Consider the following 22,716-nt stretch of genomic DNA (forward strand, 5'->3'; position numbering starts at 1 on the left):
GGCTTATTTTATTTAGTTAACTACTTCTTCTGGAAGTTGTTGTTCTTCTTTATTAGAAAATTTTCTTCTAATCCACATTTTAAGTTTTATACTTAAAAAGAATAAAATTGGTACAACTATTAGGGTTAAAAACGTGGCTACAATTAATCCGTAAATAACGGTCCATGCTAGTGGTCCCCAAAATACTACGTTATCTCCTCCCATATAAATGTTAGGATTAAAGTCTGCAAACAGTGTAAAGAAATTAATGTTTAATCCAATGGCTAATGGTACTAAACCAAATATAGTTGTGATTGCAGTTAATAGTACTGGACGTAAACGTGCTTTACCTGCTTTTACAATACTTTCGTATAAATCTTCTTCTTCAAGGTAATCGTCATCTTCAAGATTAAGATTTACCTTTTTTCGGTCAATTAACAGTTGTGCGTAATCTAAGAGTACAACACCATTGTTAACCACAACTCCTGCTAGTGATATAATACCAACCATAGTCATAATAATTACAAAGGCGCTTCCTGTTATAACAATTCCTCCAAATACACCTATTAAACTTAAGAAGATCGCTAACATGATAATTGTTGGCTTTGAAATAGAGTTAAACTGGAATATTAATATGAAGAAAATTAAACCTAAACCTGTAAAGAATGCACCCATTAAAAAGGCCATTTGTTTGTTTTGCTCTTCAATTTGACCAGTATAATCTACTTTAATATTATCAGGCAAACCTTCGTAAGCCTGCATTTCATTTTGAATTTGGGTTACCACAGCTCCTGCATCAGTAAATCCTGGTGCTAATGCTGAATAAACTGTTACCACACGCTTGGTGTCTTTGTGTTTAATAGCACTAAAACCTGAAGTGTTTTCGGCATGAGCAATGGCAGAAACAGGTATCTCTTTAATTTGCCCACTTGCCATATCTCTAAATGTGATTTTTTGATTGAAAAGTGCACTTTTATTGTAGCGGTTATCTTCATTAAATCTCACATAAATATCATAATCGTCACCACCTTCTTTGTAGATGCCAGCTTTAGACCCAAAAATAGAATTACGTAATTGCTGCCCAACTTGTGATGCAGATACACCTAATTCACCTGCTTTTTCTCTGTCAACAATAACACGCATTACAGGTTTGTCTTTGTTAACATCAATTTTAAGCTCATCAATACCAGCTACGTTTTTACTGTTGATAAACTCACGCATTTGCTCAGCAGCATTGATAAGTTCGTTATAGTCTTCACCTTCTAATTCGATATTAATTGGTGCTCCTCCAGTAGGTTCATCAACATTTTTTTCTACAGAAATTAATACTCCTGGGAATATACCAACTAAAGCTTTTTGAACTTTTTGACGCAGTAACTCACTGTCTTCACCTTCACGATATTTAAACTCACGCATTGATGCGGTAATTTTTGCTTTATGAGGCATTTCGGCAGCTGAACCACCATCGGTTTGTGGGTTTCCTGCACCTTCACCAACTTGCGATACAGCACTTTCAACCATAAAGTTGTAATCGCCATTTTTATATTGGTCGTCATCTAAAACATCGTAAACAATCTTTTCAATTTCTTTGGTTATAGCATTGGTTTTTTCAATAGCTGTACCTTCAGGATATTCAATGTAAACAATGATTTGATTCGGGATATTATCTGGGAAAAACTCTACTTTGGTACGTTGGGTAGCTAATGAAGCTCCAAAAGCTATAAAAGCAATAATAAGCAGTAAAAATGTTCCGACAGCTAAACCGTAAGGACGCCAACCTTTTAAGGCTTTACGCAATTGTCTTTCATACCAGTTTTCTAGTTTTACTAATGTTTTGGTTTGGAAATTATTTGCCCATTTACGTAAAAACAATCGATACACCCAAAGCATAACAGCTGTAAATATCATTAAGGTTCCTAAAGCTCTGTATTCTCCACCAACAATAAATATAATAAGACCTATAACAGCCATTATAATTGTTGTTCTTATGATTTTGTGAAGTGGCATGTCTTTGTCTTCGGTATTCATAAATTGAGATACTAAAACAGAGTTAAAGAAAATAGCCACGAATAATGATGACCCTAATACTATAGATAGTGTTTGAGGTAAAATCATCATAAATTCTCCCATAATTCCAGGCCATAACCCTAATGGAATAAAGGCAGCCACAGTAGTTGCTGTTGAAATGATAATAGGAAAGGCAATTTCACCAATACCTTTTTTAGCAGCTTCAATTCGGCTCATGCCTTCTTCGTCCATTAAACGATAGACGTTTTCAACAACCACAATACCATTGTCTACCAACATACCAAGTCCCATAATTAGCCCAAATAATACCATGGTGTTTAGGGTAATACCAAACATACTAAGTATCATGAGTGACATAAACATAGACATTGGTATTGCAAACCCAACAAATATGGCGTTTTTGAATCCTAAGAAGAACATTAAAACTGTTACTACCAGAATAACTCCAAAAATGATATTGTTTACCAAATCATCAACTTGACCAATAGTAACTGAGGATTGGTCGTTAGTAATGGTAATGTCTAAATCTTGAGGGAAAACATTTTCTTTAGATTCTTTAACTATAGTATGAATTTGCTCTGCAGCATCCACCATATTTTTACCAGCACGTTTTTTAACGTCTAACATCACTACTGGATGACCAAACTCTCTTGCAAAGGTTGTTTTGTCTTCTTCTTTAAAAGAAATTTCTGCAATATCTTTTAGGTAAATAGCATTTCCGTTTTCAGATTTTACAACAAAGTTTTTTAATTGTGCAGGATCTTCTATTTCACCTAAAACTCTAATCGTACGACGTTGTCCACTCGCTTTGATGTTACCAGCAGACATAGTTACGTTTCCACCATTTATGGCATTAATGATATCGCTAAAAGTTACTTTAGCTGCGGTCATTTTATAAATATCTACTGCAACTTCAACTTCTTTTTCTTGAGCACCACGAATAGCAACTTCTTTAATTTCTAGTAAGTCTTCAATTTCATCTTGAAGGTATTCACCATATTCTTTAAGTTTTTCTACAGGATAATCACCAGAAATGTTAATGTTTAGAATTGGCATTTCTTCTGAAAGGCTTAACTCAAACACATCAGGTTCTACTTTTGCACCATTAAATGTTGGCCAATCCTCGCCAGCAGTTTCAGATTCTATTTCGTCTTTTACCTTCTGTTTGGCTTGTTCAACGGTTAAGTTTTCGTCAAACTCAACAATTACCATAGAGTAATCTTCGGCTGAGGTAGAGGTTATTTCTACTACATTACTAACGGTTTTTAGCTGGTCTTCTAGTGGGTCTGTTACTAGTTTTTCAATGTCCTCAGCTGTGTTGCCTGGAAAAACAGTGCTTACGTATATTTTGGTTTCGTTTACTTCTGGGTAGTTTTCTCGTGGCATATCAAAAAATGCCGAAACACCTAGATAAAAGAATACCAATATAAGGACATACATTGTCGTTTTATTGTTGATTGCCCACGATGATAGTGCAAACTCTTTGTCTACTTTTTTATTTTTTTTCTTTTTAGTCATTGGTTGATTTTTTAGTATTTAATGACTTTAACTGTTTGTCCGTCTTTTACGCTACGAGCACCTTCTTTAATAATTTCGGTACCGTTTTTAATGCCTTCAAGCACTTCTATAACATCACCTTGTGTTTTACCAGTTTTGATAATTACTTTTTTAGCAACACCTTCTTCTTTGTCATTTTTATCTTCAACAACATATATGTATTGCTCGCCTTCAGCATTTTCAGAAATAACACTTTGAGGAATTAAAATAGCATTCTCGTTAGTGTAATCGTTGATTTTTAATTTCGCTGTTAAGTTTGGTTTAATAGTATTGTCTCCTTTAGGTAATCCAATTTCAACTTTAAATGTTCTGTTAGCAGCATTGATAAAATCTCCTGCTTGACGAACATTACTTTCAACAGTTTTACCAAGTACAGGAAACTCAACATCTACATGTTTACCTACAGTAACGTCTTTAATGTAACGTTCAGGAACCTCAGTTTCTATATACATATTACTTAGATTAACAATGCGCATAAGCGGTGTTTGTCCTGCAGCAACAACGCTTCCTTGTTCTGTAATTACATCATCTATAGTTCCTGAAAAAGGAGCTTTTACACTAGTTTTTGAGACTTGTTGTTGTAGTTGATTAACAGCTTCTTGTTGCGCTTCGTAATTTGATTTTGATTGTAAGTATTGTATCTCGCTACCAATGTTTTGATCCCAAAGACGTTTTTGACGCTCAAAAGTTGTACGCGCCAAATCTGCTTGAATTTTTAATTGTGCTAATTGTTGGCTTAATCCGCCATCATCAATTTTTGCTAATAATTGTCCTTTGCTTACTTTTTGTCCTTCTTTAACGTATACATTTGTTAGTATGCCATTAAATTCTGGTGTAATAACTAATAGGTTTTTTGTGGTTACGTTACCTTGAATTTCTAATTGGTGATTAAAAACTTCAGTTTTGGCTGTAATTGTAGTAATTAATGGTACTTTTTTTACAGTGTCTATTTTTGCAATAGCTTCATCTAACTGTTTGATTTTTGCATGTATTTCTTCTTGATTTTCTACAAGCTCTGCGCGTTTAGCTCTAATGGTTTCTAGATTATTAGTTTCTAAAACACTTTCTACGGTGTTCTTTTTTTGATTGCCGCCACAAGCTACTAATAGTAGTGATGTTAGGATTATTAATTGTATATGTTTCATTGTTTTAAGAGTTTAGTATTTGGTTGTTGTGTTGGTTAATGTTTCTAATTCTGCTTTGGTGTTAATTACGTCTAACATAGCTTGTAAAAATTCTTGTTGTGCTGTGTAAAGTTGTGTTTGTGCTTGTCTTAGTTCAAAACTAGAGCCAACACCTTCAAAAAATTTAGTTTGATTTTTATTTTCGATGCGCTCGGCAAGATTAAGATTTTGCTTTTTATTTTCGTACTCTTCTGTTGCAAGAATAAAATCGCTTTTAGCAGCTTCAATTTGTAATTTTAATTGTTGCTCGGTTTCATCTAGATTTATTTGAGCTTTTTCTAAGTTAATTTGTGCACGTTGTGTTGCTGCACTACGCATACCAGAACTAAAAATTGGGATGTTTAATGAAGCGCCAAATGTAGCTGTGCCAATCCATTTTTGCTGATCTGATAAGAATTTAAACTCGTTATTATTCCCAATATATGCACCGCTTAAAAAGGCACTTAAAGTTGGTAGTGCTTTACTTTTTTCAAGTTTTAACAGTAATTCTTTAGAGGTTTTATCGTTGGCAGCTATCTTATAATCAATTGTGTTTTTTACATCTGCATCTTCTATACCGTCTTGAAGTATGTTTTTTACAGTTAAACTTTCTAAGTCGTCGGTTAAAATTATTGGAGCATTATAGTCTAGACCTATAGTTATACTTAACATTTGATAGGCTAGATTTTTTAATCTTTTAGTATTGTTTAAGTTACTTTGCACACTAGATAATGTGATTTGTAATTGTTCTACACTTTCTTCTTCTTCTAATCCGTTTTCGTAGATTTTAGTGGTTTCATCTAAGTTTTTCTGAAGAATTTTAATGTTATTCTCTAAAATTGAAACACTCTCTTCTGCCATTAATACGTTTCCGTAGGCATTAATTACTGCTTTTCTAACTTCTAAATCTGTTTTTTCTTTAGAGTTTTTAGAAATTTCTAAATAGACTTTTGCAGATTGTAATCCAACTAAATAAGAACCATCAAATAGTAACTGACTTAATGTAGCCGAAGCGTTAACAGAGTTTTTTGCTCCAAAATCTGGGATACCATCTTGGTTAAAATCTACAGATTCAAACTGTTGTTTGATAAGGTTTTGGTAGTCAACAGCAGCGTTAATTTGTGGTAATCCTGTTGCGGTAGTTTCCCATTTTTGTTTTTTTGCTGCTTCGATATCTAAAGTAGCATTTTTAGCTTGCCTGTTATTTTCTAAAGCAAAATCTATAGCTTCTTGTAAGCTAAAGCTTTGCGGCGTTTCTTGGGCAAATCCCAAATAAGAAACGGTAACTATTAGTAATTTGATTAATGATTTCATTTAGATTTTTTTGGTTTTTTATGATTGATTGTTTTCTATAAGACCTTTTAAAATGTCCAGGCCTTTTGGTGTGCAAATTCCTCTAATGTGATACTCTAAACAATTATCCATTAGCATATTCATTGAAAAATTTTGTAACGGAAATATGTCTCTATCTTTTAAACACATCATACTATTAAAGTATAATCTAGAGATAAACTCGATGTTAATATTATCTCTATATAAACCTAATTGTACGCCGCGATTTAAGTTGTTTACAACACAATCTTCCATAACGCAAGATTGTTTTGCTTTTAAAGATTCGAAGATTTTAGGATAATACTTTTGAAGTTGATGTTGAGGTGAAGATTTTTCGTCTTTCAAATGTTCCATTATAAAACGCTTGATTTCATAAATCTCTTCGATAGGATTTTTCTCTAAAGCGCAAATACAATTTATACCTTCAGAAATTATATGAAACATATGTAAAGTTGTAGCTTCTACCAGCTTTGTTTTATTTTCAAGGTGTTGATAAATGGTTTTTTTGGATATTCCTAAAGCATTGGCTATATCATCCATTGTAACACTTTTAAACCCATAGTTTAAAAATAAATCTGCTGATTTGTCTAAAATATTCTCTCTCATAATTTGAGCAAATGTACGTTAGGAAACTTTAAAAACAAAAAAAGTTTCCGAAGTTTTAATGATTTTTTAACATGCGATTATTTTAGTTTAATATGTGTAATTGCTTTATTTTTGCAGGATGCAAAATATCTCTAATTATCAAAAAGCTTTTATGGCGTATTTACAGCAATACGCAAAGCCAAAACAGCCAGAAAACTTATATAATCCTATAAATTATATCTTAGAATTAGGCGGAAAAAGATTAAGACCAGTACTAACTTTAATGACTGCCGAAATTTTTGATGCTAACCATAAAGATGCTTTTGATGCAGCATTAAGTGTAGAGATTTTTCATAATTTTTCATTAGTGCATGATGATATTATGGATGATGCACCATTACGTCGCGGACAACAAACTGTACATGAAAAATGGGATATTAATACAGGTATTTTATCAGGAGATGCAATGCTAATTATGGCTTATCAATTATTTGAGAATTACGAGCCTAAAACGTTTCAAGCATTAGCCAAATTATTTAGTAAAACAGCTTTAGAGGTTTGTGAAGGACAACAATACGACGTAGATTTTGAAACAAGAGATGATGTTACTATCTTGGAATACTTAAAAATGATTGAGTATAAAACAGCTGTGCTAGTTGGCGCAGCTATGAAGATGGGAGCTATTGTTGCAAAAACGTCTGAAGAAAATAAAGAAAGCATCTATCAATTTGGAAGATTGTTAGGTATAGCTTTTCAGCTTCAAGATGATTATTTAGATGCATTTGGCGATCCAAAAACGTTTGGAAAGCAAATAGGAGGAGATATTATTGAGAATAAAAAAACATATCTGTATTTAAAAGCATTAGAATATTTGGATGCAGATAAAAAAAGACAATTAGAGCAATTATATTCGGTTCAATTAGAAGATAACAAAGATAAAATAGAAACTGTAAAACAGTTTTTTGTAGAAAGTGGATCTGCAAAAGCAACTCAAAATGCTATAGAAGAATATACAAATAAAGCGTTTAAGGTTTTAGATGACTTAACTATCTCTGAAGAAAAAAAGCAGTTATTAAAAGATTTTGGAATGGGATTAATGACAAGAAAAGTCTAATGAAATTACCAGCAACATTTGAAAGCTTAATTGAAGACGCCACAAAATTAAATTTGTATAAAAAATTAGTCTTGCAACTAAACAAAGATTTTTTATACGCTAATATAGATTTAGATTTTGATGAAGATATCTTACCCACTAGTTTGAAGTTATTGTTGCAAGACACGATATATAGATTAATACAAGAAAAATTTACAGAATATCTTAATTTGCTATATATAATTGATGTGCCAGAACATCAAATTAAAGCTTTAGATGGTAACGATGCTTTACAGTTAAGTGAAAACGTTTCATTTTTAATCCTAAAAAGAGAATGGCAAAAAGTATGGTTTAGACACCAATATTCTTAATTTAAGATAGTTTTGTCTTAATTAGTTTTTATATCTTTGTAATAAATTATTAATAAATGTTTTCAAAAGCTTGCGAATACGGAATTAGAGCCTCAATTTTTATTGCTAAAAACTCTTATGAAGGGCAACGTGTAAGTCCTAAGGAGATTTCTGAAGAAATTAATTCTCCTCAAGCATTTACTGCAAAAATACTTCAAGCTTTAGTTAGAAACCATATTATAAAATCTGTAAGAGGCGCACATGGTGGTTTTGAAATTGATAAAGATGAAATACCATTAATTAAATTATCTCAAATTGTTAAAGCTATCGATGGAGATGCTGTCTACAGTGGATGTGGCTTAGGTTTAAGTGCCTGCGACGAAAATCATCCTTGTCCTGTGCACGATAAATTTAAAGATATTAGAAATGGTTTGAAACAGATGTTAGAAACTACTAATTTAGAAGAATTAGCTATGGATATTAAGTTAGGTTCTTCGTTTTTAAAAACTTAAAATTACAATATAAAAAAGGATCGATTTCAACTTACAATTATTAGATTGAAATCGAGTTTCAATAAAAAAAATTTAAATATAAATAAGACAAATTTATCCGAAATAAATAATAAATCATGGAAGTATTACAAAAAAACATCGAAAAAGAAATAGGACAGTACGTTGCAGACGATTTTAGAACTGCAGCTATTTTTTCTAAATACAAAATAGATTTTTGTTGCAATGGTAATAGAACAGTTGCCGAAGCTTGCAAGAAAAAAGGTATTGATGAAGCTGCAATTATAGCAGAACTTAATAACGTTTTAAATGCCAAAACAGGCGAAAGTATAGACTATAACTCTTGGCCATTAGACTTGTTGGCAGAATATATAGAGAAAAAACACCACAGATATGTAGAAGAAAAAATACCTGTGTTACTTCAGTTTTTAAACAAATTATGTCGTGTGCATGGCGAACGTCATCCAGAATTATTTAAAATAAACGAGTTGTTTACAGCATCTGCAGGCGAGTTAGCCTCACACATGAAGAAGGAAGAACTAATCCTTTTCCCTTTTGTAAAGAGAATGGTTAATGCTAAATTAAAAAATGAAGCAATCCAATCACCACAATTTGGCACTGTAGAAAACCCAATTGCTATGATGAAGGAAGAACACGATAATGAAGGACAACGTTTTAGAGACATTGCAGAATTAACGGACAATTACAATCCGCCAGCTGATGCTTGCAACACGTATAAAGTTACCTTTGCTATGTTAGAGGAATTTGAAAAAGACTTGCATTTACATATTCATTTAGAAAATAACATTCTGTTTCCTAAAGCTATAGCGTTAGAAACACAATTTGATTGATAGCGATCCCTTATCTACTTTTTTTAACCTATAGTAAAATCCTGAAATGTTTTCCTCAGACATTTCGGGATTTTTATCTTATTTCATTACTTTTCTAACCCAACTAATTGATACATGCCAAAAAAATTAGTCATAGTCTGTTTAATTAATTTCTTTATTGCTGCAGTAATGGGATTGACTTTGCGTTTTTCTTTTATAGACTCTATTGATATTAATTATCGGTTTTTAACGCATGCGCACTCGCACGTAGCCATGTTAGGTTGGGTATATTTAATGTTATATGTACTTTTTGTACATTATTTTGTTCCAGAAAAACTTAAGGTCTTCAATCGGTTGTTTTGGCTAACAGAAGTTGCTGTAATTGGCATGATGCTTACTTTTCCGTTTCAAGGATATGCTGCTATTTCTATTACGTTTTCAACCTTACACATTTTTTGTAGTTACTACTTTGTGTATCTAATTTGGAAACACTGCAAAACCTCATCAAACGTAAGTCAAAAGTTGTTAAAAACAGCATTGTTATTTATGGTTGTTTCTACCTTTGGTGTTTGGTGTTTAGGTCCAGCAGTAGCAACACTTGGTCAGTCGTCTGCGTTTTATCAAATAGCAATACAATTCTTCTTACATTATCAGTTTAATGGATGGTTTTTAATAGCAGTTTTAGTGGTCTTTTTTCATCTTTTACAGGTTGAAAATTCTAAAATATTTAAACAGTTTTTCTGGTTATTAATTGCATCAACTTTATTAACCTTTGCATTGCCAACTCAATGGTTTGCACCTCATGATAGTTTATTGTGGATTAATGGTTTTGGTGTTGTTATCCAAATTTTAGCGCTGTATAAATGTTTTCAACTTATAAAACCGAAAATAAATACGCTGACAAATCAGAAAAACAAGCTAATATTTTATATGTATTGTTTTGCGCTGATTTGTTTTGTTTTAAAAGTAGTTTTTCAGTCACTTTCTATTTTACCTGAGTTTTCTCAAGTAGTTTATGAGCATCGTAATTTTGTTATTGGTTTTATCCATTTGTTAATGCTTGGTGTTATTAGTGGATTTTTATTTGCTTTTATCTTGAAAACTGATTTGGTTACGGTTTCAAAATCACTAACTTTTGGTGTTTATAGTTTTGTGTTAGGCTTTGTATTAACCGAATTATTACTGCTCATTCAAGGCATCAAGTACTATTTTAAAAGCGGAATCCTAACAGAATATTACCTGCTATTATTTTTATTTAGCATTTTATTGCCTTTAGGCATTAGTTTTATTTTATTAAATATTATTAAATCCAAAAAGTATGCAACATCAGCCACAAAAAAGACATAAAGCCTTGCAACCCTTAAGCAGAGAACATCATTTTGGCTTGTTATTGTGTTATAAAATTAAAATGGGTTTTCGATATCAGATAGCGACAAAACGTATTAAGACGTATGCTGACTGGTTTTACAAAACCCATTTAATTCCGCATTTTGAAATGGAAGAAAATCACATTTTTCCCATTTTAGGCAATGATCACGAATTGGTAAAACGTGCTTTGACAGAACACAAAAATTTAATACACTTGTTTGAAGAGAGTAATGATGAGACTATAACGTTGCAGCATATTAAAGACCAATTAGAACAGCATATAAGATTTGAAGAACGTGTGTTGTTTCCTGAAATACAAAAGATAGCTACGGAAGCAGAATTAATTGATATTGAAAAAATTCATCAACCAGAAGTTTTTGAAGATAATACTGATGATGAATTTTGGACAAAATAGGTACAAAGATTATGTCGTCTTTTGATTATCAAATTAAAGGTTTTATCCTGTTTTCAAAACTTTGGGATTTTACTTCCGATGATTATCAGAATTAGTTTTTATAAGCCTTTAATGGTTTCTTGTCATTTCGACAAAACGAGTGACGAGAAATCTCTTTATTATAAGATTCCTCTTCGTGCCTCATTCTTAATGACAGAAATACTTTTAAAAAAAGACCTCACAGATTTTAAAACCTGTGAGGTCTAATAGGTTTATGATTTATATATTTTTTAGTTCACACATTTAACCATGTTTATATCATTTTCAAGGAAATACATAAGATAAATTCACATAAAAATTGCGTCCTTGTCTTGGTATATTATTCCAGTCTGCATAGGTAGAATAATTGGCGTCTAAAATATTTTCGATACCATATTTTAGAATTGTTTTTCCGTTTTTACCATAAAATGCATGACCTAAATTAAGGTTTAAGATAGCATATGAAGCGGTTTCATTTTCGCCATATAAACTACTAAAATTACTTTGATTGCCATTACCTTCTAGCTGTAAAGCTGCATTAAAATTTGATGTATTGTAATTAAACTCAGCAAAATAAGAGAACGGTTTTATAAGTGGTAAATTTTTGTTATTGCTTCCTTTACCATAGTTATAACCAATAGTTCCGTTTACTGATAATCGCTCAGAAATTTTATAGCTACTGTTTAAATAGATATCAAAAATAGAAGCATGGTTTAAAGCATTATAAACGCGTACTCCATTAGCACCAATAGTCATAGAACTTACGTTTGGCGCTAAATCTCCGATTATATAATCCATAATATAAAAGTAAGATGATTGTAAGCCAATTTCAAAATCATTGAATTTTTGGTTGAAACTAAAGTTGGCTTCTAGCGCTTTTTCATCTTTTAAATTTGGATTGCCTATGTAGTCATAATTATCAAAACTATTAAATATAAAAAAACCATAACCTTCACTTACCGATGGTGCACGTTCGCCATAACCTAAACCAAAAGAAAGCTTATAATTGTTCTTATTATACTTGTAAGCAGACGCAACACTTAATAGCGTTCTGTCTTTGGTGTCTTCTACATTATCATGAAAAATACCTAAACTTTCTACGCCTTCTTCTTTGGCTATCCTGTTGTTGTGTAAACCAAAGCGCACAGAAGATTCTAGGCTAGAATTATCGTTTAAATAATATGCGTCTTTGGCAAAAATACCTGTGTAACGTGTTCTAATATCTGGCCAAGTGTACATAAACATATCTGGTTCATTTGGGTTGTTAGAAAACATGGTCATTTCAGCTAAAGATTTATTATAAAACCCATTTAAGTTAAGAGATACATGGTGTTTGTCTTTAATAACATCTGCTTTGCTGTAAAATCCATAGGTATCACTCCATCCAGGCATATCCATTCTTATAGGAACAATTGGTCGCTTGGTGTCGTCCATTATATGAGTAATAGTGTTAAAATACAATTTGGTTTCTAATGTTTTTAAGGCTTTGTTTTCTGGTGTGTAATGATGGGTTAATGAGCTAATTAAAGCTTCTGCCAAAGATACATCCATTGGTAAAGCAGGATAGCCAACATCTGTGGCTTTGTCGTAAATAATATTGGCGTCTAGGCTTTGGGTTTCAGAGAATTTATAACCTGTTTGTAACGATAGATTATATTTTTCGAACTGAGAATATAATACTTCTTTATTGTTACCAGCATCATAATTATCAGATGTTCTAAAAATCCCATCTGCACTTATAAAAAACTTGTTGCCTGCATATTCCAGATCTAATCCTGTAGCTTTGTAATTTCCGTTAGTTTCGTAACCTAAATCGATACTTGATTTTAGACCAGAACCATTAAATTTAGAAGTAGGTAATTGCAAATCGATGCCTCCACCAACACAATGTCCGTTTTCGGTACCTTCTTGACCAGAACCAATAGTTACTTTGTCAAGATTTGATACATCTACGTAGGATGTAATGGGATCCATTTTGTCAGTACAAGCACCAAAAATCTGCATGCCATCAATGGTTACTACCAAACGCTGGCTAACCATGTTGTTAACCGTTGGTTCCCAAGCATAATTACCTCGTTTTATCATCGTAACATTATTGGATTTTTCTAAGTAATCATCAATACTAGATAATGTTTTTTCTTGTCTGTGATTACTAAATTTACGTCGCGATACGATAAGGACTTCTTCTAATTTTGTCGTGTCTTTTTTGGCTTCTTCTTGCTGGTCTTGTGTAAAACCAGTTGCAGATACTAGAAGACATAAAAAGACTAATAGTTGCATTTTCATAGCAAAAAATTTTAGTGTTTAAATAAGTGTGAAATGCTGCCAATTTGAGAACAGCCGAAAAAACGGCTATTATTATTTTTTCTATAGCATTTCGACTGCGCTCAATATGGCATATAATAAAAATTAGAATTCTAGGTCTAAATATAAACTGCTAGATTCATTGTTTTCAGTAACATCTTCACCTTTTAAAACAGTTCCGGACGCGTCTAAAAGCTTCAGATTAAGCTTCCAATAGCCAGTCATTGTTAAGGATAAATTTCCGTAGTAAAAATGATCTGCACTGTTATACGTTAAATCTGTATTATTTGGTGAGCTATGATTACCCATTCCTGGCATACGCGGATCTAAAGCAATGGTGTAATCTTCCACAACTGGAAACGTCATCATATTTTCCATTTTAAAAAGACCTACTTTCATGTTGTTTATTGCTATACTTGGGGCTTTAGGCGCTATCAAAGCTACAATATATCTACTATCGTCGCTACCCATAAAACTTGCAGTATTCTGGTTTTCGTATTGCATAACGTTTATAGTTTCTGTTACAGAATAGTCCACATCGTTAATAGTATAATCTAAAGTTAAAGACCAACCAGAACCATCTTCAAAAGTCATCTGATAGATTATAAAACCTTGGTAAACCGTATCTTTTCCTATTGCTTTTGTGATTTCGGATTTAGGACATGAATGTTGCATCGTTGGCATTTGCATTACTGGCATCCAAGAGATTGTAGCATCTTCTACGTATGTATTTGTGTTATTGTCTTTAATTCTTAAGCTAATCATGTTGTAACCAGTTTCAAACATTCCTTTTTCGTTATAAAGTTCTATGGATTGGTCACCATTTTCTATGGTTTTAATAAGTTGTAAATTTTCAACTTCATTAATTAGCATTGTGTCGTCATTATCGTCTGTTGAACATGAAAAGAATAGCGTAAAACATACGATTGGTAATAAATATTTAAGTTTCATTATTATAGTGTTTGAGTTAATTTTTTGACATAATTATCTTGTTTTGAAACCATTTTGGCATCAAAAAAGAAAGAAATATGCTCTAAGAGCATCACGAAAAAATTAACACAAATTTGGTGGTGGTGTATCTATAGTATAAAAGCCAGTAGTTGGTGCTTTTATTTTATAATATAGATTACTGTGTAGTTGAGATATTTGAGAAAATTCCTCAACGTTTAGATGTCTAAAAGTATTAATAACAAAAAAGTCTAAGTGCGTTCTTTCATTGTCTGGCAATGGTGCATTTTGATTAGAATTGGTGTTATTTTCTGCCAGTTCTATTGTTAATTGACACTTACCGTTACATCCTTTTTGATTTTCTTTTTGGATACAAAGTGTTTTAGCTATAATCTCTTGGTTAATCACAAAATTGGTTACAATAACGACATTGTTAATGTTGTTCGCTAATAAAACGAATGTTAAAAACAAGGCAGTTAATTTATATGTAACCTTTAATATCATGTTGCTAAATTAGGACAAACTTGTCCTAAATAATATGATTTATGTCAGCTAATAATTAGTTTTTAAAATAGTTAAAATAGGTTGCTGTTAAGCGTTGCAAATGTCTTACTTTTTTGTCTATTTCTGAAGTGTTATCTAGTTCTTTTATCTCTGAAATTTCTTCTATAATAGGAACCAGTACTACATGAAGTTGGTCATGCGCTTCGCCAGTCATATCACAACTTTTAATGATATAACTGGTTTGCTTTGAAAGCGATTTGCCTAGTTTTTTAGCACTCTTAAAATCATTATGTTTTAAAATCGAATCAATGCGCTGCATTCCAATATGCGTTTCTTTATTAGCAACCCATTTCTGGCTGTTATTAAGTGTCAAACCTTCTAATTGTATAGAAGAAGTTGTCTGAGGATTAGACTGGTCGTTTTTGCAACCAAAAACGAAAGCTAAAATAAGTAATGCTATGGCAAATTTAATTTTCATAATGGTGTGGTTTTAATGTCGATTAGTAGCTTAAAAATCTTTTTTCTTAGACTTAAATATAATTCTTAAAACAGGTAACACAACCCAAACGGTAAGCATTACAAATGAAATAATCAATCCAAAACTAGTCCCAAAAAATTGTTTGAACACTGCTCCTGTATAGCCTAATAAAGCTGAAATATCTAGTTTTAATAGAATTAATGTTCTTGATAAATCTATAGGATTTAGCATCGTACCGATTAAAGATACTTTGTCTAAAGGATAATCTTCAAACATAATTAGTGTCATTAAAAACAGACCATCATAAATGACTGCCAGGAATAACCAAAGCAAAATTGCATATCCAAAACCTTTAATTTTATTCTCGTTAGATAAGGCAATATTAAAAGCTAAAGCAGTAAAAATTAGGGTTAAAAATGTACCTGTAATAAGTAGTAATGAAAAGTCCCAAATGGCACTACTTTCAAACAAACCATAAAACACAAAAGGCAATCCTAAGCCTAAAATTAAACTCATAGAAAGTGATAAGGCAACACCTAAATATTGGCCTAAAAAAATAGACGAACGCTTTAAGGGTTGTGCTAATAAAAGTTCTGTAAATTCTTTGGAATTGTAATAATACATAACGCCAAAAATAGTTCCTATTAAAGGTACTAAAACAATAATAACGTTCATTAGCGTTATGACTGCTTTTGATAGGTCGTTGTTTAAAAACAACAGGACAATACCAAGCAGTAAATAGAATGCAAAATAGACGTAACTCCAACGACTACGCATTAAATCGAAAAAACTATATTTTAATATTTTAAGCATGATTGTCTGTTAATATAGACGCAATCGCGTGTTCAAAATCAGGTTGATCGGTCTTGTTTTTTAATTTTTGAATAGTGCCTTTAAAATAGATTTTACCTTCGAGGATAAACACAATTTCATCCGAAATTTCTTCAACAAAACTCATAATATGAGAAGTGATTAAGATGGTTTTTCCTTTTTCTTTTTCTGCACTGATTAAATCTTTTAATCTAATAAGAGAAATTGGGTCTAAACCTGTAGTAGGTTCGTCCAAAATAATTAATGGACTATCAAACATAAAGGTTAAAACCAGGTTGACTTTTTGTTTGGTTCCACCAGAAAGATTGCCTAATTTTTTATCTAAAAAGGGTTCTAATTTGAAGAGTTCTATTAATCGTTGATCTTCATTGGTGGGTTTGCGCAAATCCTTAATCATCTTGATTAATTCTTTAACACGAAGATTACTTGGGAAATTGGCTATTTGCGGTAAATAATCAATTTTATGTCTGTAATCAGAATTCTTTTTAATGTTCTCATTTAAAACGGTAATGTTTCCCTTATCAGGAATTACCATGCCTAAAACCGATTTTATCAATGTTGTTTTACCAGACCCATTTGGTCCAAGAACTGCAAAAATACCGCCTTCAGTTATGGATAAATCAACACCGCTTAGCACTTGATTTTTACCAAATTTTTTATGTAGATTATCTATAGTTACCATGTTATTTTTTTCATTTGAGGGTTGTTGTCCATTAAATCATCTGGAGTAAATACGGGAGATACTTTTTCAGAAAAATCAATAATATCTATAAACATACTACGCAGTAAAATAATGGTTTCTGGTGTGCGATTTACAATGTAAGAGAATAGTTTTACTGGTCTGTAAGGCACATCTCCAATACCATCTTTGTTAAGATCGTAACCTGTGTAATTGCTCCAATAGTTTTTATCAAATTCGTTGTCATTAACCTTGCTATTATAGGCAATATCAAAAGAGTTATATAAAAAGTTATTTTGGGTAAATTTATTAGTGTAGCATGCTCCTTTTACTTTAATGGCCCAACCATTGTTAGAAAACGTGTTTTGCTTGTAATTAATACGATTAGAACCTTCAATATTAATCCCAATCGTGTTGTTTTCAAAGGTATTGCCTTCAATTTCTGCATCGTTTATTTCTTTTAACAGCAAACCATAAGAAGCCGTTCCCCAATTTTCCTTAAAAATATTGTTGTACATCTCTATGTGTTTAGAAAACATTACGGCAACGCCTGCACCATTATTTTCGAAAATATTGTCTTGATAAATATCGTCATTAGAAAACATAAAGTGAAGTCCATAACGCACATTTAATGCGCTTACATTGTTTTTTATGACACAATCATCAGAAAATTCTAAATAAATACCATCACGTACATGTTGTACAAAATTATGTTCTATTTTTACGTTATTGCTATACCAAAGTTGGATGCCGTTACCAGAATTATATTCTTCTACAGCATCACCAATAATTTTGTTATGAAACACTTTGCCGTCTCTGGATTTTTCGATGTAGATACCAAAAAAAAGTTTTTCTAGTACTAAATTCTGAATCAAAAAATTTTTACTGTTTTTAACGCGTATTGCAGCATAATCTTCAGTGTAACTAGTCCCAACGTTTATGATAAACAATCCATCAACAGTTACGTTGTCTGAGGTGATAGTAATGATTTCGCCTTTTAATTCGCCATCAATTACAGGATAGTTTTCACCTATAATAGTTAAAGGCTTATTGACGTTAACATCAAACTCTTTATAAGTACCAGATTTAACAACTATTGTATCAAAATCTTTTGCATGTGCAATTGCTTTTTTTAAAGTTGAAATGGGACAGGTCTTGCATACGGTTATATTTTGAGCAATACTTAGCTTTGTCATAAAAATGACAGACATAACAATGAAAAATGTTTTCATGATACTAGTCTTTAAATTTGGCTAGTAATTCTTCCCAGGTATATAAATCGCCACCTTTTTCAGCTTGAAATTCTTTAGCATCTGCTTCATTTTTAAAAGCAGATAGAAATGCGCCCATTGGACTTGGAATATTTTTACTGATTAAAAATGTAGCTTCGGTAGCGTCTATTAAAGCTTCTGGTTCTGTGTAGTTGTTTGATAGATAAAGTTCAATCTCAGATGTGTCAAAATCTTTTCTGAAATTAATCATACATTCTGTTGCATCAAACATGTAAACTTTTCCTTTTTTAGTAACAATCTCTGCAGCATGTACTTTATCTACAATAGTCATTTTACAAAAATGACAGCCATCGCTTCCGTAGTCTATTGGTTTTGGTGAAACATTACAGCTAAAAACTAATAGCAGTAATGAAATAAATATATAGTGTTTTAGTGTTTTCATTTTTAGTGTTTTTTTCCGATCTTAAATCCTTCCTAAAGGGAAGGGTTTATTTAAGAAGGGAGTTTTTTATGTCTTTTTTTACCTATAAAATAAGCAACAAATCCTGCAGCAATACCTAAACCTAAAAATAATGCTCCAAATTGAGGATACGAATGTGCTCTAAAATTTAAGATGTCTTTACTTCCAAAAAGTGGTGGCTGAAATCCCATTTGGGTCCCATCCGGATTGGTAAACTTCATGATGGCTTTTGGGTCTAAATTGTGACCATAATCGTGTTCCCAGAGGTAAAAGTCATACATTCCGGCAGCACTTAAAATAATCATTAATATAAACCAGCCTAAAAACCATTTGTAATTTCCTTTCCAAGCAATTAGCAATCCTAAAATTGTTGTTATAATAATACCAGCTGGAAAAATTTTAAACTCCGGAATTGCTTCTGGAATATATTGCATCCCAACATAATGATTCATTAAGTTTATGTTTTTAATATCATGCGGATTGGCATCTACAAAGTCATTAATATGTATATACATACCTAAAGGTGTAGGATATTGTGGTGCTTCCAGCGTAATTTTCCAAAGCGGAAATAAAAATAATCCTAATGGTAAAATAGCTGCCAAGAACATTATGAGGTTAGACTTTTTCATAATACAATAATTAACTTTTATATTTTTATTTGTTGTAGTGTATTTAATAGAAAGGCGAGAGCGAAAAACAACTCTCGCCTTAGTTAGAGAAATAAACACTAAAACAAAATCTCTCTAATTTTATAGATTTGTTATTCTATGTCTTCTCCCATTGACCATTTTAATGGTACATCAGAATTTTTAGGTGATACTCTTATATAACCTTGCATTTCTTGGTGTAGTGCAGAACAGAAATCTGTACAATAAAATGGCCATACACCAACTTTAGTAGGTTCCCAAACAGATGTTTTTGTTTGTCCAGGCATAACTAACAACTCAGATGTGTTTTGTCCTAGTACCGCAAATCCATGAGGTACATCAAAATCTTGCTCTAAATTAGTGACATGGAAAAATACTTTGTCACCTAATTTGATACCTTCAATATTATCTGGTGTAAAGTGACTTCTAATAGTAGTCATATAAATATGAACTTCATTACCTTTTCTTACCACTTTAGCATCTGAATCTGAAAAAGCAGCGTAAGGATGTTTATTTTCTTCTAAGTTGTAGATTTTTTGAGAACGTTCTTTTACTAAGTCTGCTTCCATTGCAGCAGCATAATGAGGCTCTCCGTGTGTAGGGAAATCTAACAATAGTTCCATTTTCTCTCCAGAAATATCGTACAATTGAGCCGAATGTTCCATTTCTGGACCAGTTGGTAAGTATCTGTCTTTTGTGATTTTATTCATCGCAAACATGTATTTACCTTGTGGTTTTCTTGAGTTTCCTCCAGGAATTGTTAAGTGACCAACTGAGTAATATGTAGGTTTTCTGTCAATGACTTCCCAAGTTCCTAATTTCCATTTTACAACTTCAGATGAAATAAAGAAAGTCGTATATGCATTTCCTTCACCATCAAACTCAGTATGTAATGGGCCAAGTCCAGGCTGTTCAACAGATCCTGCTAAAACATCTTCAAAATTTAAGATCGGAATTCCGTATGCTTCACCAGCAAACTTTTCACCTTCAATAGCTTTTAACATTTTAGAGAATGAATGCACTGTTAAGTTGGCAGATAGCTTACCATTACCAACAATATATTCTCCAGAAGGATCTACATCACAACCATGAGGAGATTTTGGTGTTGGTAAGAAATATACAGCTCCTGGTACTTCAATTGGATTAATCACACGTACTTCTTTTTTCATTGTAGAAGTTGCAGTGTGTGTATGCTCGTCATAGACATTGTGTGCATACTCTGCAGGCATCATTTTTCCGCCTCCGTTATTTACGTATTCTTCAATTTTTTTCCAGTTAATAGCTGCAATAAAATCTTTATCGTTTTGTGAAGCGTTAACCTCTAGTAGTGTATTTGCTTCTTCAGTATTATAAGTAGTGAAGAAAAACCAACCATGAGATTTTCCGCGTCCAGGATGTGATATGTCGTAGTTAAAACCAGGCATTAAAACTTGGAATTTGATATCCATATTACCTGTTTCTGGTGCTACGCTAATAAATGATAGTGCACCTTGAAAATTACCTTTATACTCTTTAATTGGCATATCACGTTGTGGTACAGGTACAGAAAAACGTGTTCCTGCTACTACATACTCTGTATTTTCTGTGACAAATGAAGAACTATGATTACCAGCACTATTTGGTACTTCAATAATTTCGGTAGTTTCAAAAGTTTTTAAGTCAATTTTTGCTATTCTTGGTGTGTTATTTTCATTTATAAAAATAAAACGACCATCAATTTCTCCATTGGTTTGAGAAATATCTGGATGGTGAGAATCTCCCCAAGGAATAAATCCATGAGAGGTATTTAGCATTGGTTTTGTTTCTTCAGAATATCCATAACCTGAAGTAGGAAACTGTGAAAACACAGGTATTTCTTTAAACATTCTACCAGATGGTAAGCCGTAAACGGTTAAATTTCCACTGTAACCACCAGAAATAAAGGCGTAATGCGAGTCGTGCTCACCAGGAGCTACATAGACTTTTTCGGCTATGTTACTTGATAAGGCTCCAGATTTTCCGCCAGACTTACCAGAGTTATTACAGCTTGTAAATGCGGCAAATACCGCTACAATTGCAAGTGTTGATTTTAATATTTTTTTCATTTTTGTTTATTTTTAAATAGTGTTTGTAGTTATTCTGAAGGTGGTAATAAAACTTTATCAATGACGTGGACTATGCCGTTACCAGCATTAATACTAGCTAGTATTTTAGCACCACCAATCATGGGTTCGTTATCAATTACTTCTACTTTTACATAGGCGTTGTTAGCTTGACCTAATTTTTTAAATTTCTTTAAAAAGTCTTTGGAGTAGTTTCCTGGAGTTACATGATACTTCAAGATATTAGCTAAAGCATCTTTGTTTTCAGGTTTTAATAAATTGTCTACTATTCCTTCTGGTAAAGCTTCAAAAGCTTCATTAGTAGGAGCAAAAACCATTAATGGTCCTGCGTTTACTAAAGCGTTTTCTAAAGACGCAGCTTGTACAGCTGCTACAATTGTTGTATGGTCTTTAGAGCCCATTGCAATACTTAAAACAGTTGAACTCTTATCATCCTCAATAAAGGCTTGTCCAGACTTTTTTGAAGGTTTTGAGGCTTCGTTAGTAACTTCTGTTGTGGTTGTTGAGTCTTTGTTTGCATCCTTACAAGAGTAGAATAAAACTGCAATTGTAAAGGTTAAAAACAAGATTTTAATTGGTTTTTTCATGGTTTGTTATTTTAAGGTTCTAAAATATTCTAATACAGCTCTGGCATCTTCTTCTGATAGTCCTTGATTTGCCATTGGTGCTCCATTAAATTCTATTAAAAGTTCTTTAGCTAATGGGTCTTCTTTAACCATAACTTCAGGATTCAAAATCATATTCATTACCCATTCTGGCGCACGACGATCTAAGATGCCAGCAGGAGCTGGACCAATAAATTTCTTGTCAGGTCTGTGGCAAGCAGTACACATTTTTTTAAATATCTCAGAGCCTTGTGTTGCCATTTTTTTATCTATTTCAGCACCTAAATCAATGTTTTTTATAGGTCCTACACCTTTGTTATCTAAAACTACTCTGTCAGAAGCTTTTACTTTTTTAGGTGTTTTTGTTGTTGTTTTTTCAGTTGTTGTTTTCTTTTTATAAGAAAATGTTTCTTTTTTCTTTTCTTCTTTTCCGCCACAGCTAATTAGTAGTGTTGCAAAAAAAATAATCATAAGTTTTAGTGTTGTTTTCATAATGTTTAGTTTAATGTGTGTACTTAATAAGATAACAAATCTTTGATAAAATTACAAATAGAAGCTAGTTCAAAACATGACAAAAATCATATTTAGGATAAATTTATCCTAATTAAATATATATTTTTTTTTTTTGCTAAAGAAAAAACCTCTTCATTTAAATACAAAGAGGTTAGATTATATGTCTAAAGATTTTTTTATTTTTTT

Annotated in this window: 22 protein-coding genes; 6 read left to right on the forward strand and 16 right to left on the reverse strand. The window is 32.0% G+C overall.

Features of this window, described 5'->3' with window-relative positions; genetic code table 11:
- Positions 1 to 12 precede the first annotated feature (12 nt).
- From WA340_RS06970 to WA340_RS06985, 4 genes are read right to left on the reverse strand one after another with little or no spacing between them, the layout of a single operon-like run.
- Positions 13 to 3,525 carry an efflux RND transporter permease subunit gene (locus tag WA340_RS06970; protein WP_336128115.1) on the reverse strand — a complete coding sequence of 1,171 codons (3,513 nt, stop codon included), beginning with the start codon at positions 3,523 to 3,525 and terminating at the stop codon, positions 13 to 15.
- An 11-nt stretch (positions 3,526 to 3,536) separates the two neighbouring features.
- Positions 3,537 to 4,709, reverse strand: coding sequence for an efflux RND transporter periplasmic adaptor subunit (locus tag WA340_RS06975; RefSeq protein WP_336128116.1), 1,173 nt, complete (start codon positions 4,707 to 4,709; stop codon positions 3,537 to 3,539).
- 12 nt (positions 4,710 to 4,721) lie between these two features.
- On the reverse strand, positions 4,722 to 6,041 hold the full coding sequence (locus WA340_RS06980) for a TolC family protein (protein WP_336128117.1): 1,320 nt from the start codon (positions 6,039 to 6,041) through the stop codon (positions 4,722 to 4,724).
- Between the two features lie 18 nt (positions 6,042 to 6,059).
- Positions 6,060 to 6,665, reverse strand: coding sequence for a TetR/AcrR family transcriptional regulator (locus WA340_RS06985; protein ID WP_336128119.1), 606 nt, complete (start codon positions 6,663 to 6,665; stop codon positions 6,060 to 6,062).
- 118 nt (positions 6,666 to 6,783) lie between these two features.
- Here WA340_RS06985 and WA340_RS06990 point away from each other — a divergent pair, with 118 nt between their 5' ends.
- The 6 genes from WA340_RS06990 (at position 6,784) to WA340_RS07015 (ending at position 11,209) form a co-directional block, all read left to right on the forward strand.
- Complete coding sequence (locus WA340_RS06990) at positions 6,784 to 7,758, forward strand: polyprenyl synthetase family protein (protein WP_336128120.1); 975 nt, start codon at positions 6,784 to 6,786, stop codon at positions 7,756 to 7,758.
- On the forward strand, positions 7,758 to 8,108 hold the full coding sequence (locus WA340_RS06995) for a hypothetical protein (RefSeq protein ID WP_336128121.1): 351 nt from the start codon (positions 7,758 to 7,760) through the stop codon (positions 8,106 to 8,108). The genes WA340_RS06990 and WA340_RS06995 overlap by 1 nt, the downstream gene beginning before the upstream one ends.
- Positions 8,109 to 8,164: 56 nt before the next feature.
- Complete coding sequence (locus tag WA340_RS07000; RefSeq protein WP_027879522.1) at positions 8,165 to 8,599, forward strand: RrF2 family transcriptional regulator; 435 nt, start codon at positions 8,165 to 8,167, stop codon at positions 8,597 to 8,599.
- 116 nt (positions 8,600 to 8,715) lie between these two features.
- A complete protein-coding gene (gene ric, locus WA340_RS07005) occupies positions 8,716 to 9,447 on the forward strand; it encodes an iron-sulfur cluster repair di-iron protein (protein ID WP_027879521.1) in 732 nt (243 codons plus the stop codon).
- 114 nt (positions 9,448 to 9,561) lie between these two features.
- Positions 9,562 to 10,773, forward strand: coding sequence for a hypothetical protein (locus WA340_RS07010; protein WP_223078010.1), 1,212 nt, complete (start codon positions 9,562 to 9,564; stop codon positions 10,771 to 10,773).
- Positions 10,745 to 11,209, forward strand: coding sequence for a hemerythrin domain-containing protein (locus WA340_RS07015; RefSeq protein ID WP_027879519.1), 465 nt, complete (start codon positions 10,745 to 10,747; stop codon positions 11,207 to 11,209). Before WA340_RS07010 ends, WA340_RS07015 begins: the two co-directional genes overlap by 29 nt.
- Before the next feature lie 303 nt (positions 11,210 to 11,512).
- Here the strand turns inward: WA340_RS07015 and WA340_RS07020 are convergent, their stop codons facing one another.
- The 12 genes from WA340_RS07020 to WA340_RS07075 form a co-directional block, all read right to left on the reverse strand.
- Positions 11,513 to 13,513 carry a TonB-dependent receptor gene (locus tag WA340_RS07020; RefSeq protein WP_336128122.1) on the reverse strand — a complete coding sequence of 667 codons (2,001 nt, stop codon included), beginning with the start codon at positions 13,511 to 13,513 and terminating at the stop codon, positions 11,513 to 11,515.
- A gap of 123 nt (positions 13,514 to 13,636) precedes the next feature.
- Positions 13,637 to 14,482 carry a hypothetical protein gene (locus WA340_RS07025; protein WP_027879517.1) on the reverse strand — a complete coding sequence of 282 codons (846 nt, stop codon included), beginning with the start codon at positions 14,480 to 14,482 and terminating at the stop codon, positions 13,637 to 13,639.
- Between the two features lie 102 nt (positions 14,483 to 14,584).
- Positions 14,585 to 14,950, reverse strand: coding sequence for a hypothetical protein (locus WA340_RS07030; protein ID WP_336128124.1), 366 nt, complete (start codon positions 14,948 to 14,950; stop codon positions 14,585 to 14,587).
- An 88-nt stretch (positions 14,951 to 15,038) separates the two neighbouring features.
- On the reverse strand, positions 15,039 to 15,461 hold the full coding sequence (locus WA340_RS07035) for a hypothetical protein (protein ID WP_336128125.1): 423 nt from the start codon (positions 15,459 to 15,461) through the stop codon (positions 15,039 to 15,041).
- 30 nt (positions 15,462 to 15,491) lie between these two features.
- Positions 15,492 to 16,274, reverse strand: coding sequence for an ABC transporter permease (locus WA340_RS07040; protein WP_336068096.1), 783 nt, complete (start codon positions 16,272 to 16,274; stop codon positions 15,492 to 15,494).
- The gene (locus WA340_RS07045; RefSeq protein ID WP_336128127.1) at positions 16,267 to 16,974 is read right to left on the reverse strand and encodes an ABC transporter ATP-binding protein; all 708 of its coding nucleotides are present in this window, start codon (positions 16,972 to 16,974) and stop codon (positions 16,267 to 16,269) included. The genes WA340_RS07040 and WA340_RS07045 overlap by 8 nt, the downstream gene beginning before the upstream one ends.
- The gene (locus tag WA340_RS07050; RefSeq protein ID WP_027879512.1) at positions 16,968 to 18,203 is read right to left on the reverse strand and encodes a nitrous oxide reductase family maturation protein NosD; all 1,236 of its coding nucleotides are present in this window, start codon (positions 18,201 to 18,203) and stop codon (positions 16,968 to 16,970) included. The genes WA340_RS07045 and WA340_RS07050 overlap by 7 nt, the downstream gene beginning before the upstream one ends.
- Before the next feature lie 4 nt (positions 18,204 to 18,207).
- A complete protein-coding gene (locus tag WA340_RS07055) occupies positions 18,208 to 18,645 on the reverse strand; it encodes a nitrous oxide reductase accessory protein NosL (RefSeq protein WP_027879511.1) in 438 nt (145 codons plus the stop codon).
- A gap of 50 nt (positions 18,646 to 18,695) precedes the next feature.
- On the reverse strand, positions 18,696 to 19,292 hold the full coding sequence (locus WA340_RS07060; RefSeq protein ID WP_027879510.1) for a hypothetical protein: 597 nt from the start codon (positions 19,290 to 19,292) through the stop codon (positions 18,696 to 18,698).
- Between the two features lie 131 nt (positions 19,293 to 19,423).
- On the reverse strand, positions 19,424 to 21,394 hold the full coding sequence (nosZ, locus tag WA340_RS07065; RefSeq protein ID WP_336128131.1) for a Sec-dependent nitrous-oxide reductase: 1,971 nt from the start codon (positions 21,392 to 21,394) through the stop codon (positions 19,424 to 19,426).
- Between the two features lie 29 nt (positions 21,395 to 21,423).
- Positions 21,424 to 21,999 (reverse strand): fasciclin domain-containing protein, encoded by a 576-nt coding sequence (locus tag WA340_RS07070; RefSeq protein ID WP_336128133.1) that lies wholly within the window; start codon positions 21,997 to 21,999, stop codon positions 21,424 to 21,426.
- A gap of 6 nt (positions 22,000 to 22,005) precedes the next feature.
- Positions 22,006 to 22,509: a c-type cytochrome gene (locus WA340_RS07075; RefSeq protein WP_336128135.1), complete on the reverse strand. Its 504-nt coding sequence runs from the start codon at positions 22,507 to 22,509 to the stop codon at positions 22,006 to 22,008.
- Positions 22,510 to 22,716 lie beyond the last annotated feature (207 nt).

The sequence above is a fragment of the Mesoflavibacter sp. CH_XMU1422-2 genome, assembly GCF_037029245.1.
Classification (GTDB): domain Bacteria; phylum Bacteroidota; class Bacteroidia; order Flavobacteriales; family Flavobacteriaceae; genus Mesoflavibacter; species Mesoflavibacter zeaxanthinifaciens.